The organism is Roseibium alexandrii DFL-11 (assembly GCF_000158095.2).
Taxonomy (GTDB): Bacteria; Pseudomonadota; Alphaproteobacteria; order Rhizobiales; family Stappiaceae; genus Roseibium; species Roseibium alexandrii.
Genome location: NZ_CM011002.1, coordinates 3,392,945 through 3,410,737 on the forward strand (window position 1 = coordinate 3,392,945; position 17,793 = coordinate 3,410,737).

General features: G+C 56.8%; 17 protein-coding genes. 4 read left to right on the top strand and 13 right to left on the bottom strand.

Annotated features, from left to right (window positions below):
- Positions 1–53: 53 nt before the first annotated feature.
- A complete protein-coding gene (locus SADFL11_RS15615) occupies positions 54–944 on the top strand; it encodes a DUF5996 family protein (protein WP_008190912.1) in 891 nt (296 codons plus the stop codon).
- 36 nt (positions 945–980) lie between these two features.
- Here SADFL11_RS15615 and SADFL11_RS15620 read toward each other — a convergent pair whose 3' ends face one another.
- Complete coding sequence (locus SADFL11_RS15620) at positions 981–1,403, bottom strand: MerR family transcriptional regulator (RefSeq protein WP_008190117.1); 423 nt, start codon at positions 1,401–1,403, stop codon at positions 981–983.
- Between the two features lie 74 nt (positions 1,404–1,477).
- Between SADFL11_RS15620 and SADFL11_RS15625 the strand changes: the two genes are divergently transcribed.
- Positions 1,478–2,146: a cation efflux transmembrane domain-containing protein gene (locus SADFL11_RS15625; protein WP_040451337.1), complete on the top strand. Its 669-nt coding sequence runs from the start codon at positions 1,478–1,480 to the stop codon at positions 2,144–2,146.
- 57 nt (positions 2,147–2,203) lie between these two features.
- Here the strand turns inward: SADFL11_RS15625 and SADFL11_RS15630 are convergent, their stop codons facing one another.
- The 4 genes from SADFL11_RS15630 to SADFL11_RS15645 form a co-directional block, all read right to left on the bottom strand.
- Positions 2,204–2,437: a hypothetical protein gene (locus SADFL11_RS15630; protein WP_040451335.1), complete on the bottom strand. Its 234-nt coding sequence runs from the start codon at positions 2,435–2,437 to the stop codon at positions 2,204–2,206.
- A 114-nt stretch (positions 2,438–2,551) separates the two neighbouring features.
- Positions 2,552–2,983 (bottom strand): serine/threonine protein kinase, encoded by a 432-nt coding sequence (locus SADFL11_RS15635; RefSeq protein ID WP_081450632.1) that lies wholly within the window; start codon positions 2,981–2,983, stop codon positions 2,552–2,554.
- Positions 2,984–3,264: 281 nt separating this feature from the next.
- Entirely contained in the window at positions 3,265–4,218 is a 954-nt protein-coding gene (locus tag SADFL11_RS15640; protein ID WP_008195896.1) for a tyrosine recombinase XerC, read from the bottom strand.
- A gap of 78 nt (positions 4,219–4,296) precedes the next feature.
- A complete protein-coding gene (locus SADFL11_RS15645; RefSeq protein WP_008192567.1) occupies positions 4,297–5,178 on the bottom strand; it encodes a LysR family transcriptional regulator in 882 nt (293 codons plus the stop codon).
- A gap of 119 nt (positions 5,179–5,297) precedes the next feature.
- On the opposite strand from SADFL11_RS15645, the gene SADFL11_RS15650 reads away from it, so the two are divergent.
- On the top strand, positions 5,298–5,867 hold the full coding sequence (locus tag SADFL11_RS15650) for an NADPH-dependent FMN reductase (RefSeq protein WP_008189005.1): 570 nt from the start codon (positions 5,298–5,300) through the stop codon (positions 5,865–5,867).
- A gap of 72 nt (positions 5,868–5,939) precedes the next feature.
- Positions 5,940–6,296 carry a DoxX family protein gene (locus tag SADFL11_RS15655; protein ID WP_008193532.1) on the top strand — a complete coding sequence of 119 codons (357 nt, stop codon included), beginning with the start codon at positions 5,940–5,942 and terminating at the stop codon, positions 6,294–6,296.
- 65 nt (positions 6,297–6,361) lie between these two features.
- On the opposite strand, the gene lpdA is transcribed toward SADFL11_RS15655, so the two are convergent.
- From lpdA to zapE, 8 genes are all read right to left on the bottom strand, one after another.
- On the bottom strand, positions 6,362–7,765 hold the full coding sequence (gene lpdA, locus SADFL11_RS15660; RefSeq protein WP_008193316.1) for a dihydrolipoyl dehydrogenase: 1,404 nt from the start codon (positions 7,763–7,765) through the stop codon (positions 6,362–6,364).
- 106 nt (positions 7,766–7,871) lie between these two features.
- Entirely contained in the window at positions 7,872–8,486 is a 615-nt protein-coding gene (locus tag SADFL11_RS15665) for a LysE family translocator (RefSeq protein ID WP_008188814.1), read from the bottom strand.
- Positions 8,487–8,526: 40 nt separating this feature from the next.
- Positions 8,527–10,044 carry a 2-oxoglutarate dehydrogenase complex dihydrolipoyllysine-residue succinyltransferase gene (gene odhB, locus SADFL11_RS15670; RefSeq protein ID WP_008190526.1) on the bottom strand — a complete coding sequence of 506 codons (1,518 nt, stop codon included), beginning with the start codon at positions 10,042–10,044 and terminating at the stop codon, positions 8,527–8,529.
- A 63-nt stretch (positions 10,045–10,107) separates the two neighbouring features.
- Positions 10,108–13,095 (bottom strand): 2-oxoglutarate dehydrogenase E1 component, encoded by a 2,988-nt coding sequence (locus SADFL11_RS15675; RefSeq protein WP_134853054.1) that lies wholly within the window; start codon positions 13,093–13,095, stop codon positions 10,108–10,110.
- A gap of 219 nt (positions 13,096–13,314) precedes the next feature.
- Positions 13,315–14,223, bottom strand: a complete 909-nt coding sequence (gene sucD, locus SADFL11_RS15680; protein WP_040451332.1) for a succinate--CoA ligase subunit alpha — start codon at positions 14,221–14,223, stop codon at positions 13,315–13,317.
- Positions 14,224–15,423 (bottom strand): ADP-forming succinate--CoA ligase subunit beta, encoded by a 1,200-nt coding sequence (gene sucC / locus SADFL11_RS15685; RefSeq protein ID WP_008193162.1) that lies wholly within the window; start codon positions 15,421–15,423, stop codon positions 14,224–14,226.
- 70 nt (positions 15,424–15,493) lie between these two features.
- The gene (gene mdh / locus SADFL11_RS15690) at positions 15,494–16,456 is read right to left on the bottom strand and encodes a malate dehydrogenase (protein WP_008189596.1); all 963 of its coding nucleotides are present in this window, start codon (positions 16,454–16,456) and stop codon (positions 15,494–15,496) included.
- A 173-nt stretch (positions 16,457–16,629) separates the two neighbouring features.
- Entirely contained in the window at positions 16,630–17,787 is a 1,158-nt protein-coding gene (gene zapE, locus SADFL11_RS15695; protein WP_040452741.1) for a cell division protein ZapE, read from the bottom strand.
- Positions 17,788–17,793 lie beyond the last annotated feature (6 nt).

Sequence of the window (17,793 nt, forward strand, 5' to 3'; positions counted from 1 at the left end):
GGTCAGGAAGGGCTTCTAACGCCATTACTCAAGTGAATTGTCAGGAGATCGGCATGCTGCCCGCACTTCCCTATCAGGACTGGTCGGAAACGAAAGACACGTTGCACCTGTTCCTGCAGATGATTGGCAAGATTCGCCTGAAGGCCCACCCAAAACTGAATCACTGGTGGCATGTGACGCTCTATCCCCATGTGCGAGGCCTGACGACCGGGCGCATTCCATATGGCACCAGCGGCTTTGAAATTCTCTACGACATGCTTGATCACACAGTGACCATCAGCCGGAACGATGGCGAACGCGCATCGTTTTCAACTCCCGGCCTCACGGTTGCCGAGTTCTATCAAGCGCTGTTCTCTCGGCTTGAGCAGCTGGGCATCTCAGTGAAGATCGTTGCGGTTCCGTATGACAACAAATCTAAGATGCCCTTTCCGGATGACACCGCACCGCGCCCCTATGACAAGCAAGCCGTTTCTGATTTTTGGCGGGCGCTCTGCTCGATCTCCAGCGTCTTTGAAACCTACCGCTCGGGATTTGTCGGCAAGCAGACTCCGGTCCAGCTCTACTGGCATTCCTTTGATCTAGTCGTGACCCGGTATTCCGGACGCGCGCATCCGCTGGAAAGTGGCACGCAATCCGATCGCGAAGCCTACTCCCACGAGGTAATTTCAATTGGGTTCTGGCCCGGTGATGATAGCTTCCCGGAAGGCGCGTTCTACGGATATGCCTATCCGGAACCGGAGGGTATGAGCCAGGTTCTCCTGCAGCCAGCTGACGCCTTCTGGGCTGAAAAGAACGGTGGTGCCCTGGCGATCCTGAAATACGAAGATGCCCGTACGGCCGCCGACCCGGCTGCGGCAATCCTCTCATTCCTCAACAGTGTTTATGACGGTGCGGCGGTCAAGGCCGATTGGCCGGTTGAGGATCTTGCCCATCAACACAGCTGATATCCAGCTCCAAAACCGCACTAAGGCTACTATAGGTCACTTGTGATCTGACAAACACAGTTCATGATCACCGAAGGCTTTCAAAATGTTGCAATCGGCGGCTGGGTGCTCGCCGGTGCAACTTGCGCTGATCCGAGCCAGTTCCTTCTCCAGTTTTTTCAAATGCGCAATGCGCGCTCGGATTGCTTGAAGCTGTTCCGCAGCAATCCGGTTTGCATTGCTGCAAGGCTGGTCCGGATGAAGGCTGAGATCAATCAGTTCCCGGATCGCCTCCATCGGCAAACCAAGATCTCGGCAGTGTTTCAGGAACCGGAGCCTGTCGAGATCCCCCGACTGATAACGCCGTTGATTGCCCTCCGTGCGGATCGGGGCTTCGATGAGCCCTTCTTTTTCGTAGTAGCGGATCGTCGGGACTTTCACGCCTGTCGCCTTTGACAATTCTCCAATTGAAAAATCCATAAAACCCTCTTGAACCTCTAGTCGCTATAGGGATTACACAGGGCCAAGAGATAAAAATCAAGGAGATCAGTTCTATGGCCGGATGTTGCGGATCGAACGCAAAATTCGATGGGGTGTCCCAGGATTACAAACGGCGGCTGTGGCTGGTGATTGCACTGAATGCCACCATGTTTGTCGTGGAGATGGCAGCCGGACACGCGGCGCGGTCTCAGGCGCTACAGGCCGATGCGCTCGACTTTTTCGGCGATGCGATCACCTACGGAATTTCGCTGGCCGTTATCGGAGCGTCCTTGAGAACCCGGGCAATCGCAGCGTTGTTCAAAGGAGGAAGCCTGTTGCTGATGGGTCTCTGGGTTGGCGGATCGACCGCTTACCAGTTTCTTGTCCTTGGAACTCCAAAAGCTGAAATCATGGGGGCCATTGGGTTCCTGGCCCTAGCTGTAAACCTGATCAGCGTCCTGGTCCTGGTTCGTTACAAGGATGGCGATGCCAATGTCCGCTCAGTCTGGCTCTGTTCCCGCAACGACGCGATCGGCAATGTCGCAGTCATGCTGGCAGCACTTGGGGTCTGGGGAACAGCGACAGGCTGGCCGGATCTTATCGTCGCTGGTCTGATGGCGAGCCTCTTCATCAACTCCGCAGTGCAGATCCTCAAACAGGCGATCGCAGAGTACAAGCAGACGGACATTGAAACCGGCTCGGACCACGAACATGGCAACACACCCGACGGTGTTGTCCGCTAGCCATAAAAAAACCCGCTGCCATGGCAGCGGGTGCTTTGGAGCATTGAGTGCTGTCGTTTATTCCGCTGGTTCCTCGGTCTCAACTTCCGGAACAGTCATTTCCTGAAGGACTTGATCGCTGAGGTCATTGGTAGCGATGGCGATATCGGTGTCGATCTCAGGCGCCACAATCGTTTCGGCAACAGTCATATCTTTCGCTTTTGCAGTTTTGCCCCAAGAGCAAGCATGGGCCGGGGCAAGTGCGAAAGTGCTGACCGCAAGGGCCGCGATACCAGTAGTTAATAGACGCATAGTCTGTTCCCTCTGTTTGCTCGTGCAATCCCTTTATGTAACCTAGCGTAACTCAGATCGAAGTGATGACCAAGAAAAACCTTCCACCTGTTTATGCCAGAGTTAAGATCCGAACTATTTGCGGCGGAGATTGTAAACTTTTGTCTCGTTTGGCTCAGACAAGTCATTCAGGATGTTCACGACACGGACATCGAGCAAATCCCCAAAGGCCTTTAAAGTCATATCCTTACTGCTCAAAAACCCGATCAACAGGACCCGCACGGCCCCATCGGAGCGGAGTTCCCCCTTGGTCCATCCCCACTTGCAGTCTCGGGGAATACAGGAGGTAAACGCCCGTGCGCGCACAAATACCTGTTCATTTTCGCATCGGCTTTCCACCTCAACACGGCTGATTTCCTTCGGAGCTGCGTCCGGATTGACCCACACACCGTCCTCCGGAATTGGACAATATATTCTTTCCGTTCCTGATCCCGTTTGTGCCTGTGCAGGCAGAGATAAGACCGCCAGTCCGGCCACGAAAGCGATGGCTAAAAGCGTTCTTTGCATCCTGCTCCTCCGCTCCATGATGCGTTGCACTTGCTTCAGTGCAAGACGATGTTTATCACAGCGACCTTGTCCGAAACGTTTCCAACCATCCCGTTTCACCCTGTTCCATGATGCCGGGTCTAGCTTGCCAATCAAGTGGAATGCCATGCACAGTCTCAAAAGCCCGCCGCCTTAAAATGCTGGCCGGCGGATTGAGCATACAGACCATTGCTCGTAAAGACCCAACAGATAGCAGGTTCTGCAGTGTTGACCGTCCGCTTCCCGATCTCAAAAGAGCCAAACTACCGACGCGGATGAGCCTTGTCATAAGCGGCCAGCAAATGGGCGCTGTCGATCTCGGTATAAATCTGGGTGGATGCCAGGCTTGCGTGACCGAGCAGTTCCTGAATGGTCCGCAAATCTCCCCCACCTGCGAGAAGATGCGTTGCAAAGGAATGGCGCAGGGCGTGGGGTGTGGCGGTTTCAGGAAGACCGAGTGCGCCACGCAGTTTGGCCATGGAAAGCTGTATCATCCGCGGATTAAGCGGACCGCCGCGGGCGCCGAGAAACAATGGGCCGTCTGGTGAGATCGCATAAGGGCAGAGCTTTACGTAATGAGCCACCGCCTCACACACGGCCGGTAGGATTGGCACGATCCGCTCCTTACGGCCCTTGCCGATAATCCTCATGGTTTTCGTACCGGGCTGCGGGGCCATCTTTCCAGTCAGCGACAGCGCTTCGGAAATGCGCAGTCCACAGCCATACAGCAGCGTCAGAACAGCTGCATTGCGCGCTTCCACCCAAGCCTCTGTTTCCATCGCGAGATCACCGCTGGTGATGTCGATGGCATCCTTTGCGGACACCGGTTTGGGCAAAGAGCGCAATTGACGCGGTGGCCGGACGGCATCCGAGGCGGCCGCGTTGATCTCCCCGCGGCGTTCCAAGAATTTCAGGAACGAGCGGATACCAGCCAGGCCGCGTGCCAGCGAGCGGCTTTGGACCTTGTTCCGGCGGCGCTGCGCCAAAAACCCGCGAAAATCAGCCGGACGCAAGTCCGCAATGTCTTTAATGCCCGGTGCGCCACCCAAATGATCTGTCAGAAAGCGCAGGAACTGACGGAGATCTCGCTCATAAGCGATCAAAGTCTTGTCGGACAAGCGCCGTTCATCGGACAAATGATCCAGCCATTTGGCGATCCGGTCATTGAGATCCGGTTTCGCTGTGACAAGCAGAGAATCGGTGGCGTTGTGCGACATGAGCGCAAACTAGTCAAAACTCCCGAGCGTTTCGTTAATCCAGCAGCGGGCTACCCGGTTCGGTTTGAGAATTGCCCTTTAGAGCCAGTCGCCCGTCCGCCGCAGATGTTCCAGTTCCTTCAAAAACGCCTGCACTTTCGCCGAGCGGTGCAGATCAACATGGGTGACCATCCACATCATCGAGAGCCAATCCGGATCCGGGGGAACAATTTCGACCAGATCCCCGCGTTCAAGAGCGGCCTCACGTGGCAGAAACCCAATCCCGTTGCCGCAAAGCACAGCTTGCGCCAGCGTGCCCATCGAGTTGGAGCGAAAGGTAATACACTCAGCCGGGACATTTTCGTGCAGCCAACGCTGGAATCCTGCCCGAGTGTTCGGATCCACGGTTCCGGCGAACCGGTGCTTTGGGAAGTCATTTGTCCTGTCGGGCAGGCCGTACCGGTCGATGTAGATTTGATGGGCGAACAGACCGATTTCAATTCGTTCAAACTCCCGAACCACATTGTCCGGATTTTCTGGTCGGCCACCTGCGCGAAACGCCACATGCGCCTCGCCATACTCCAGCCGCAGAAGGCTGTCGCTAACCATAAACCGGATGGTCAGACCGGGGTGCTTATCGCCAAAGGCCCGTAAGATCAGCATCAGTGTTGGCGCATAAGTCGCAATGGATGTCACGATGAAGTCGCCCCTCAGCGCATCTCCCTGCCCTTGCGCCTTGCGATGCAGTTCCTCGAACTGCTCGTCAGCGGTATCGGCTATGCGAAGCAGTTCGCGCCCGAGATCGGTCGGCGTAAAGCCCTTTGCATGGCGCTGAAACAGTTTGCCTCCAATTGCCGCCTCTAAAGTGTCGACATGGCGGTTGATTGTTGCCCGGTGAACGCCTAGGGACTCGGCGGCAGCGCTTACCGTTCCCAAACGCGCAACGCGCGCGGCTGTTCGTATCTCGGTCCAGTGTTGCATAAATTTATGCCATATTTTCGCGCATTAGATGCGGATTTAGATCTCTTCAAAGCAGATATACAACATATTAGATTGGGTTCAACACGATGACTGTGCGACATCACCAAAGAGGTTGAGCCATGAAAATTCTAGCATTCGCAGCAACAAACAGCCGCCAGTCCATCAACAAGCGGGTGGTTCAGGCCGCAAGCGACATCATCACCTCTGATCTGGATCCGAATACTGAGATCGAGATCATCGATCTGAACGACTACGAGATGCCGATCTACAGCATTGACCGGGAAACCGAAGGCGGTATTCCGGAAGAAGCCCGGCGTTTCCATGAAAAAATCGGCACCGCAGATGCCCTGATTGTCTCCTACGCCGAACACAACGGCACTTATACCACCGCCTTCAAAAACGTGTTCGACTGGGCCTCCCGCATCAACATGAAGGTCTTTCAGGACAAGCCGCAAGTGGCGCTGTCAGCCTCGATGGGGCCGGGCGGTGCAGCCAGCGTCCTGAAAACGGCGGTCGGGTCGGCGGGCTTCTTTGGGGCCGACATTCGGGGCAGCCTCTCGATTGGGCCGTTCACCGAGAAGTTCGACACTGAAGCGGGCAAACTGGTCGATGAGAGCCTGGAGCAATACTTGCGCGAAATCCTGTCGGAGCTGGTCTCTGCGGCACAAGGCGCCAAGCGTGCCGCCTGATACGGCTAGCGATTTGTCTTCAAAAAACACTACCGGACAGACACAAACATTTGTCCGTACTGAGAAACACAAATGACGACGTCACTGAAGAAATACGGCTTTTGGGCCCTGAAAGGCCTCCTGGCCGCAGTTTTCCTGTCCGCTGGTGGAGCAAAACTCGTAGGCGCTCCCATGATGGTACAAACCTTCGAGGCGCTCGGGATCGGTCAATGGTTCCGCTATCTGACAGGCCTTATTGAAGTTGTGTCAGCTGTCTTGCTTTTCATTCCGGGCAAACAGGCCATCGGAGCAGGCCTTTTGGTCGGCACCATGATCGGAGCGGCTGCCGCACACCTCTTTATCTTGGGTCCGTCCGTGGTTCCCGCGCTTGTCTTGGGTGGCTTGACCGCAATTGTGCTCTTCGTACACCGCGACCAGATCACTGCATAAGATTAGCCAAACAAAAAAGCCCGGGTGTTCGCCCGGGCTTTTTGATTTCGAACCGTTCAGAAGCCTTAGGAGTGGATCGGCTTTGCGAAGGCACCCATGGCTGCTTCCTTGACGGCTTCCGACATGGTCGGGTGCGCGTGACACGTGCGGCCGAGGTCTTCCGCGGAGCCGCCGAATTCCATGAGAACAGCAGCTTCGTGGATCATTTCACCGGCACCGAAACCGACAATATGCACACCGAGCACCTGATCAGTCTTGACGTCAGAGAGAACCTTGGCAAAGCCATCGGTCGCATTCATGGCCCGCGCGCGGCCATTGGCCGTGAAGTTGAACTTGCCGGTCTTGTACTCAACACCAGCGGCCTTCAGCTCCTCTTCCGTCTTTCCAACAGAGGCAACTTCCGGCTGGGTGTAAACAACACCCGGAATGACGTCGTAGTTCACATGGCCAGCCTGGCCCGCGAGGATCTCGGCAACCGCAACACCCTCATCCTCGGCCTTGTGCGCAAGCATCGGCCCGACGACCACATCGCCGATCGCGTAAATGCCGTCGACATTGGTCTTGTAGTGAGTGTTGATCTGAACCCGGCCACGGTCATCGACAACAACGCCAGCCTGATCAAGTCCAAGACCTTCCGTGTACGCGCGGCGGCCAATGGCAACCAGCACGATATCGGCTTCAAGAACTTCCGCATCGCCACCAGCTGCGGGCTCAACGGAAACCGCAAGGCCCTTGCCCTTCTTCTCAACGCCCGTGACCTTGGAAGACAGCTTGAATGCCATCCCCTGTTTTTTCAGGATCCGCTGGAAGTTTTTGGAAATGTCGCCATCCATGGGCCCAAGGATCTTCGGCATGAATTCGACAACAGTAACTTCAGCGCCAAGGCGGTTCCAAACGGACCCGAGCTCCAGACCGATCACACCGCCGCCGACAACGATCATCTTGCTCGGGACTTTTTCAAGGTCCAGCGCGCCGGTGGAGGAGACAATCTGCTTTTCGTCGATTTCCACGCCAGGCAAAGGCATGACATCGGAGCCGGTGGCAATCACGATGTTCTTCGTTTCGATAACAGATGCCTTGCCGTCGTTGTCGGTGACTTCGACTTTGCCGGCACCCAAGATCTTGCCCATTCCGGTGTGGACGTCGATCTTGTTTTTCTTCATCAGGAACGAAATGCCGCTGACATTGGCATCAACAACATCACTCTTGTGTTTCATCATGCCCGGCAGATCGAGCTTCGGCTTGGCAACCTTGATGCCCAGCTTCTCGAACCCGTGGCCGGCTTCATGGAACATTTCTGATGCATGCAGCAGCGCCTTGGACGGGATACAGCCGATGTTCAGGCAGGTACCGCCAAGGGTTGCTTCTTTTTCGACAACGGCGGTTTTCAGGCCGAGCTGGGCCGCCTTGATTGCGCAAACATAGCCGCCCGGGCCGGTTCCAATGACGACAAGATCATATTGGGACATTTGGGTCGCCTTAGCCTCTTTCTCTCTATCCCTTACGGACACTTTTAAAACCGGTTGTCAGAACAGAAACCGGAGAACGAAATTCGAAGGTCCTTCAAAGACCTCATCACTGCTCTGCAAGCGCAAGGCGCAAGCCGAAACCTGCGAAGGCTGTCGCAACAGCGCGGCGCATCCAGAGCATAACCGTATCGCTGCGCAGCACCTTCTCCCCGACAAGTGCCGCGAACATGCCATAGACGATAAAGACCGCGAAGGTCATCGCCATGAACACACCGCCGAGCAAAGCCATATCCAGTGTTGGATTGGCCGCTTGTGGGCTGACAAACTGCGGCAGAAAAGCCAGGAAAAACACGGTCAATTTCGGGTTCAGGATGTTGATCAAGAACCCGGTGCGAACCGTCGCGATCATGCTTTTGCGGTTGGACTTGTCCGCCTTCAACTCCAGCGGACCGCTGTCTTTCAGCGTTTGCCAGGCAAGATAAAGCAGGTATGCCACGCCAGCGTATTTGACCGCCGTAAAGACCAGCGCGCTGGTGTGCATCAGCGCGGCCAGTCCGATGACAGACGCCAGGATTGCCGGAATGATGCCCAGCGTACAGCCGAAGGCGGCAGCGATTGCCGCCTGCCGGCCTTTGCCCAGACCGACCGCCACCGTGTAGACGACCCCGGTTCCAGGGACCAGCACCACGATCAAAGCGGTGATCAAAAACTCCAGACTCATTGTCCGGCTCCTTTGAGCGTGACAGGAAGACTGGCCCGGATCAGAGATCCAGAACCAGACGCTGCGGATCTTCCAGGCTTTCCTTGACGCGCACCAGGAAGGTCACGGCTTCTTTGCCGTCGACGATCCGGTGGTCGTAGGACAGCGCCAGATACATCATCGGGCGGATGACCACTTGACCGTTCACAGCCATCGGGCGCTCCTGGATCTTGTGCATGCCAAGAATGCCGGACTGCGGCGCATTCAGGATCGGCGAAGACATCAGGGAACCGTAAACACCGCCGTTGGAGATGGTGAAGGTGCCACCGGTCATGTCGGCCATGCCGAGCTTGCCGTCCCGCGCCTTGCGTCCGAGGTTGCCTATTTCCTGTTCGATCTCGGCAATCGACATCTGGTCCGCATCCCGGACAACCGGAACCACCAGACCCTTGTCCGTACCAACAGCAACGCCGATATGAGCAAAGTTCTTGTAGATGATGTCAGTGCCATCGATCTCGGCGTTGACAGCCGGGATCTCTTTCAGCGCATGGGTCACAGCTTTTGTGAAGAAGCCCATGAAGCCGAGCTTCACGCCGTGCTTCTTCTCAAACAGATCTTTGTACTGCTTGCGCAGTTCCATGACCGGACCCATGTCCACCTCGTTGTAGGTGGTCAGCATGGCTGCAGTGTTTTGAGCATCTTTCAGACGGCGCGCGATCGTCTGGCGCAGCTTGGTCATACGGACGCGCTCTTCACGCACCTCATCATCAGCTGAAACCGGGCCGCGCGGTGCTGCCGCAGTTGCAGCCGGAGCCGCCGTCACGCCAACAGCAGCCGCCGCGATGACGTCACCTTTCAGCACCTGACCGCGTTTGCCGGACCCGGCAACCTGATCAGCTGAAATGTTCTTTTCTGCCATCATCTTGGCCGCAGACGGTGCCGGCGGCATGGAGGTGCCGACGCTTGGCGCTGTCGCTGCTGGGGCCGGAGCACTTGCTGCAGCCGGGGCAGCAGCGGCTGCACCCGCACCGGACGGGTCGATCTGACACAGCAGAACACCCGGCTCGACTGTCGCGCCGGTTTCAGCTGCGATCTTGACAACGGTGCCTGCGACCGGAGCCGGAACTTCCTGAGCGGCCTTGTCGGTTTCCAGTTCGACCAGTGTGTCGTCTGCTTTAACGGTATCGCCAACCTTGACGCTCCATTCGCCGACTTCAGCTTCGGTTACGCTCTCGCCTGCGCTCGGAGTCACTACGTCAACGAGCTCTGCTTTGGCCGCCGGAGCTTCTGTCTTGGCAGGAGCTGGAGCGGAGGCGGCCGGTGCGGCAGCTGCAGCGCCTGCACCTTCTGCGATTTGGCCAAGCAGAGCGCCAACCTCAACGGTGTCGCCTTCCTTGACCACGATGGATTCCAGAGTGCCGGATGCCGGTGCTGGAACTTCAACGGTTACCTTGTCCGTTTCCAGCTCGACCAGCGGCTCATCCTGATTGATAGCGTCGCCCGGTTTTTTGAACCACTGGGCGATGGTTGCCTCAGATACGGATTCCCCAAGCGTTGGGACGCGAATTTCGGTTGCCATGGTTGCCTTCTCTTAAATTTCCCAGGCCAATTTAGATGAAGGGGGCCACCGCCCCCTTCGTGATCAGTTTCCGAGTGCCTCTTCGAGGAATGCCTGCAGCTGGGCCAAATGCGCGGACATCAAACCCGTAGCTGTGGACGCCATTGCGGCGCGGCCGGCATAACGCGGGCGCTTGTGCTTGGCATCGATCTGTTCCAGTACCCACTCGATGTAAGGCTCGACGGAAAACCAACTGCCCATGTTCTTCGGCTCTTCCTGGCACCAGACCATTTCCGCTTGCGGGAAACGGGCAAGCTCCATCATCAGAGCCTTTTTCGGGAACGGGTAGAGCTGCTCGACGCGGAACAGGTAGATGTCGTCGATGCCACGCTTTTCACGCTCTTCGTAAAGATCGTAGTAGACCTTGCCTGAGCACATCACGACACGCTTGATCTTGTCGTCAGGTACCAGTTTGGTTTCTGCCGCCGGGTTGGATTCCGCATCGTCCCACAGCAAACGGTGGAATGTTGAATCCGGTCCCAGTTCCTCGATCTTCGACACCGCCTTCTTGTGACGCAGAAGCGATTTTGGCGTCATGAGGATCAGCGGCTTACGAATATCGCGGCACAATTGACGGCGCAGGATGTGGAAGTAGTTGGCTGGTGTCGAACAGTTCGCAACCTGCATGTTGTCTTCCGCACACAGCTGCAGGAACCGCTCAAGGCGCGCCGAAGAGTGCTCGGGGCCCTGACCTTCGTAGCCGTGTGGCAACAAACAGACCAGACCCGACATGCGCAGCCACTTGCGCTCACCGGACGAGATGAACTGATCGAAAAGAACCTGCGCGCCGTTGGCGAAGTCACCAAACTGCGCTTCCCACAAAGTGAGTGCGCGAGGTTCAGCAAGTGAGTAGCCATACTCGAAACCGAGCACCGCTTCTTCGGAGAGCATCGAGTTGATGACCTCGTAGCGCTGCTGGCCTTCGCCAACATGGTTCAACGGGATGTAGCGGTTTTCGTTCTCTTGGTCATAAAGTACCGAATGGCGCTGCGAGAACGTACCCCGCTCGCAGTCCTGACCGGACAAGCGAATTGGATGGCCTTCCTTGAGCAAGGTTGCAAACGCCATTGCTTCCGCAGTCGCCCAATCGATGCCCTCACCCGTCTCGATCATCCGCTCACGGTTGTTCATGAACCGTGCGATCGTGCGGTGAGCGTTGAAGTCGTTCGGTATTTTGGTCAGCTTGCGGCCGATGTCTTTCAACTCATCGATCGCAACACCAGTTTCACCGCGGCGCGGATCTTCTTCGTCATCCGCCCGTTTCAAACCAGCCCATTTGCCATCAAGCCAGTCGGCCTTGTTGGGCTTAAATGCCTGACCGGAATCGAACTCTGTGTCGAGGTGCGAGCGCCATTCCGCCTTCATGCGGTCGACATCTGCCTGGCTCATCACACCTTCCTTGATCAGCCGGTCGGAATACAGCTGCAAGGTTGTCTGATGTTTGCGGATCTTGCGGTACATGATTGGCTGCGTGAATGCCGGCTCGTCACCTTCGTTGTGGCCAAAGCGGCGATAGCAGATCATGTCGATCACGACCGGGCGACCGAAAGTCTGCCGGTATTCAATTGCGATCTTGGCCGCGAATACAACGGCTTCCGGATCATCCGCATTCACGTGAAAAATCGGTGATTCGATGACTTTCGCCATGTCTGACGGATATGGCGACGACCGCGAGAAACGCGGGTTGGTCGTGAAGCCGATCTGGTTGTTGATGATCACATGGATCGAACCGCCCGTGCGGTGACCACGCAGCGCGGACAGACCAAAACACTCAGCAACCACACCCTGACCGGCAAAGGCCGCATCACCATGAAGCAGAAGCGGCAGAACGCTGCTGCGTTCGACTTCTGTTGTTTCGATGAAGGTCCCGTCATCCTTGGATGCCAGCTGGTCCTGTTTCGCGCGCGCTTTTCCCAAAACCACCGGGTTCACGATTTCAAGGTGGGACGGGTTGGCTGTCAGTGACAGGTGGACGTTGTTGCCGTCAAAGTCGCGATCCGACGAGGCGCCGAGGTGATATTTCACATCGCCGGAGCCTTCAACTTCGTCCGGCGCATAGGAACCGCCCTTGAACTCATGGAATACCGCGCGATGCGGTTTGCGCATAACTTGGGTCAACACGTTGAGGCGGCCACGGTGGGCCATGCCGAGGACGATGTCCTTGAGGCCCATTTGACCGCCGCGCTTGATGATCTGTTCAAGCGCCGGGATCAGCGCTTCACCACCATCAAGTCCGAACCGCTTTGTGCCGGTGTATTTGACGTCCAGAAACTTTTCGAAACCTTCAGCTTCAACAAGTTTGTTAAGGATCGCCTTCTTGCCTTCAGAGGTGAAAGCAACTTGCTTGTCCGGACCCTCAATGCGTTCCTGCAACCAGGACTTTGCTGCCGGATCGGAAATATGCATGAACTCGACGCCCAGCGTCGAGCAATAAGTCCGCTTCAGGATGTCAAGCATCTCGCGGATGGTTGCGTATTCCAGACCCAGCACATGGTCGATGAAGATACTGCGGTCCCAATCGGCTTCGGTGAAACCGTAAGATGATGGGTGCAGCTCCTCGTGATCGCCGGGTGTCGCGAGTTGCAGCGGATCAAGGTCTGCGTGCAAGTGCCCGCGCATGCGGTAAGCCCGGATCATCATCAAGGCACGGACAGAGTCGCGCGTTGCCTGATGCACCTCTGCATCCGACATCGGCGCACCGGTCGTATCCGCTTTCTGTTTGAGCTTGGTTTCGAGCTTCTGCTCGATTGGCGCCCAGTTGCCGTCAAACGCGTTGACGAGGTCGCCACTGGCCTCCAGCGGCCAGTCTTTCCGTTTCCAGGGCGCGCCGCGGGCTTCTTTCAAAACCGAGTCTTTTTCATCCTGGAATGCCGCGAAGAAATCCCGCCACTCCGGATCAACCGAATTGGGATCAGTCTTGTAGCTGGCGTAGAGGTCTTCGATATAGGCTGCGTTGGCGCCGTAAAGCAACGACGTCAGTGCGAATACGTTGTTCGCTTCCTGCCGTGCCATGTTCACTCAGCGGAGGGCTTCTCCGCCCTTATTCTTTGGCGAGCCAAAAAACTGGCCCGCGGCCGGTTCCCTACAAAGACCGGTGCGCACCACCGGCCCCTCGAAAATTGGGTATTTACCCAAAGGTCACGGCACGTTGCCGCGCCGTAACCTATCCTTTCACCATGCAGCAGGAAACGTAAACAGTTTCCGTAAGCTGCAACGGTTTTTTCTTTGGTTTTAGCCCTTCAACACTTCAAGAAGTGTTTCGCCGAGCTTTGCCGGAGACGGAGACACCTTGATACCGGCCTCTTCCATCGCAGCAATTTTGTCTTCCGCGCCGCCTTTGCCGCCAGAAATCACGGCACCTGCGTGACCCATGGTGCGGCCTGGAGGTGCTGTCCGGCCCGCAATGAAGCCAGCCATCGGCTTCTTGCGGCCCTTCTTGGCTTCGTCCTTCAGGAACTGAGCCGCTTCTTCTTCCGCAGAACCACCGATTTCACCAATCATGATGATCGACTGTGTTTCGTCGTCGGCCAAGAACATTTCCAGGACGTCGATGAACTCGGTGCCTTTGACCGGATCGCCGCCGATGCCGACAGCCGTTGTCTGGCCGAGGCCTGCGTTGGAGGTCTGGAAGACCGCCTCGTAGGTAAGTGTGCCGGAGCGCGATACAACACCCACGGAGCCCTTCTTGAAGATGGAGCCCGGCATGATGCCAATCTTGCACTCTTCAGGGGTCAGGATACCCGGGCAATTCGGGCCCAGAAGACGGGACTTGGATTTCTCCAGCTTCGCCTTGACCTTGACCATATCGGCAACCGGAATGCCTTCGGTGATGCAGACGATGAACGGAACTTCCGCATCGATCGCCTCGATGATCGCAGCGCCCGCGCCTGCCGGCGGAACGTAGATCACGGATGCATCTGCACCGGTTGCTTCCTTGGCTTCGCCAACGGAAGCAAAGATCGGCAGCTCGGCAGCGCCTTCAACACCGGCAGACCATTTTTCGCCACCCTTCTTTGGGTGGACACCGGCGACCATCTTGGTGCCATAGTATTCAAGCGCCTGTTCCGTATGGAACGTGCCGGTTTTGCCGGTCAGGCCCTGAACAATAATTTTCGTGTCTTTATTGACGAGGATCGACATTTACGCGCCCCCCTTAACGGCTTTCACGATTTTCTGGGCGGCGTCGTCGAGATCGTCAGCGGCGATCACGTTCATTCCGCTTTCGGAAATGATCTTCTTGCCGAGCTCAACGTTCGTACCTTCAAGGCGCACAACGAGCGGCACCTGAAGACCGACTTCAGTGACAGCAGCCAGAACGCCTTCTGCGATGATGTCGCAGCGCATGATGCCGCCGAAGATGTTGACCAGGATACCTTTGACGTTCGGATCAGACGTGATGATCTTGAACGCAGCCGTCACCTTCTCCTTGGTTGCACCACCACCAACATCGAGGAAGTTGGCAGGCTCTGCACCATAGAGCTTGATGATGTCCATAGTCGCCATCGCAAGGCCGGCGCCGTTGACCATGCAGCCAATGTCACCGTCGAGAGCAACGTATGCGAGATCGTATTTGGACGCTTCAATTTCCTTGGCGTCTTCTTCGGTCTCATCGCGCAGGGCCATGATGTCGTCGTGGCGGAACAACGCGTTGCCGTCGAAGGACACTTTGGCATCGAGAACGCGCAGTTGGCCGTCTTTCATGACGATCAGCGGGTTCACTTCCAGAAGCGCCATGTCTTTTTCGACAAACGCCTTGTGCAGGATCGGGAAGAGCTTGAAGCCGTCTTGGCGTGCAGCGCCGGTCAATTCCAGAGCATCGCAAAGCTTGGCAGCATCCGCCTCAGTGACACCCGTGTCCGGATCAATCGGAAGCGTGATGATCTTTTCCGGGGTCTCTTCGGCGACAGCTTCAATGTCCATGCCGCCTTCGGTGGACACAACGAATGCCGGACGGCCGACGGTGCGGTCGACGAGGATGGAGAGGTAAAGCTCACGCTCAATGTCCGCGCCGTCTTCGATGTAGAGACGGTTGACGACCTTGCCGGCATCGCCGGTCTGGGCGGTCACCAGCGTGTTGCCGAGCATTTCTGCTGCATGCGCTTTGACTTCGTCCAAAGAGAATGCGAGGCGGACACCGCCCTTGGCTTCTGCATCCAATTCCTTGAACTTGCCCTTGCCGCGGCCACCAGCGTGGATCTGAGATTTGACGACCCAGAGCGGGCCCGGCAGGCTTTTGGCAGCGGCTTCTGCTTCATCGGCAGAAAAGATCGCAACGCCCTCGGCCACCGGCGCACCGAATTCCTTCAGTACAGCTTTGGCCTGGTATTCATGAATATTCATGTGTTTCCCCCGTTGTCGGAGGACCGCCCCAACACGGGGCGGCCGCTAAAACTCGTCGGCAGGCGCTTTATTATGCGAGCGCCGGCTGGATCTTTTTGCAGGCCTCAACAAGGCCATCGACTGAAGCGACCGACTTTTCAAAGCCGCCTTTTTCGTCGCCCTGCAGGTCGATTTCGATGATGCGCTCAACGCCCTCTGCGCCGATCACGACTGGAACGCCGACATAGGTGTCTTTCAGGCCATACTGACCGTCGAGGGCAGCTGCACATGGCAGAACGCGTTTCTTGTCCTTAAGGTAGCTCTCGGCCATCTGGATCGCGGACGCTGCCGGTGCGTAGAAAGCGGAACCGGTTTTCAAGAGACCAACGATCTCTGCGCCGCCGTCACGGGTGCGCTGAACAATCTCTTCCAGACGCTCGGCTGTGCACCAGCCCATTTTCACTAGATCGGTGAGCGGGATGCCTGCAACGGTGGAATAGCGGGTCAGCGGCACCATGGTGTCGCCGTGACCGCCGAGGACGAATGCGGTGACGTCTTCTACGGAGACGTTGAACTCGTCGGCCAGGAAGTAGCGGAAGCGGGCGCTGTCCAGAACGCCAGCCATGCCGACGACCTTGTTCTTCGGCAGGCCGGAGAACTTCTGCAGAGCCCAGACCATCGCGTCGAGCGGATTGGTGATGCAGATGACGAACGCGTTCGGCGCGTATTTGGCGATGCCAGCGCCGACCTGCTCCATAACCTTCAGGTTAATTTCCAGAAGATCGTCGCGGCTCATGCCCGGCTTACGCGGCACGCCTGCAGTGACGATGACAACGTCGGAGCCTTCGATGGCTTCGTAGGTGTTGGTTCCTGCCAGCTTGGCATCAAAACCGTCGACCGGAGAGGACTCTGCGAGATCTAGAGCCTTGCCTTGCGGCATGCCTTCCGTGATGTCGAAAAGGACGATGTCTCCCAGTTCCTTCAAGCCTGCCAGGTGAGCGAGCGTGCCGCCAATCTGACCCGAGCCGATCAAGGCAATCTTGTTCCGCGCCATATCGAAAGTTTCCCTTTACGTAAGATGGAACTCCATGCCATCCGCCGATGACTGACGATGGCACTACTCCCTTTGTTCCGCCCGCGCAACCTCGCCAAAAGAATATTGCGCGAGCAAAACCAAATTTTCTCATTTCTTCCCGCACACATTCCTCCCCTATAGGGAATGCGTACCTATGCGTGTCTTTCCCGCCGTTCACCCGCCAGATAGGCCTCTGAGCGCATCTCGATCAGTCGCGAGGCCGTCCGGTCGAATTCAAAGGCCTCCGTTCCGTCTGTCGACATGTAAAGATCGGCGGGCTCGGCCGCAGCAGAAATGATCAGTTTGATGCCGTTATCGTAGAGCGTGTCGATCAGCGTGATAAATCGCTTGGCTTCATTGCGCCGGGCTTTCGACAGCACCGGCACATCGTCAAGAAACAGTGTGCTGTAGGCATGCGCGATGCGCAGATAATCACTTGCTCCCAGCGGCTGCATACACAAATCGTCGAATGTGAACCGCGCCGCGCCAGCTGCTGTGCAGGGAACCGGGATCTTCCGGCCCTTGTTTTCCAGCTCTTCCTTGTGCGGCGGCATACCGTGGGTCAGACGTTGCCAGAGATCGTTCATCTGAGCGCGCGCCTCATCCCCAAGCGGCGTCAAATAGACAGGAGATCCTGCAAGTTTTTCAAGCCTGTAATCCGTCGGTGAATCCAAATGCAGGATGCTGACTTTGGACTTTAAAAGCCCAATAAACGGCATGAAAAGCTGCCGGTTCAAACCATCCTTGTAGAGGAGATCCGGGTTCACATTCGAGGTGGCGACAACAATGACCCCCAACTCGAACAGCTGCGTGAACAACCGTCCCAGGATCATCGCATCGGCGATGTCAGTCACCGAAAATTCGTCGAAGAGAAGGAGCCGGGTCTCTTCGGCGATTTGCGCCGCCACAGGTGGGATCGGATCGTCGCCCTTCACTTCACCACGCTTGTGCGCCTGCCGGTGCGCATGAATCCGGTCATGAACATCGGCCATAAATTCATGAAAATGCACGCGCCGTTTGCGGCGGATCACAGTGACCTCATAGAAGAGGTCCATCAGCATGGTTTTGCCCCGACCAACTCCGCCCCACATATAAAGCCCCTGAACGGAGGCCCAGAGCTGGTTCTTTTTCTTGGCAAACAGCCAGCCAAGCGAGCTCTTCTTCGAAGCCAGCCGCGTCTCGCCAAGGCGGGTGTTAAGAAGATCGAGATGCCGGACCGCTTCACGCTGAACGGGGTCTTCAGAAATATCACCAGATGCGACAAGCGCATCGTAGCGGGCGCCCAAGGCGCGGTTGACCGGCAATTCCAGCTTCAA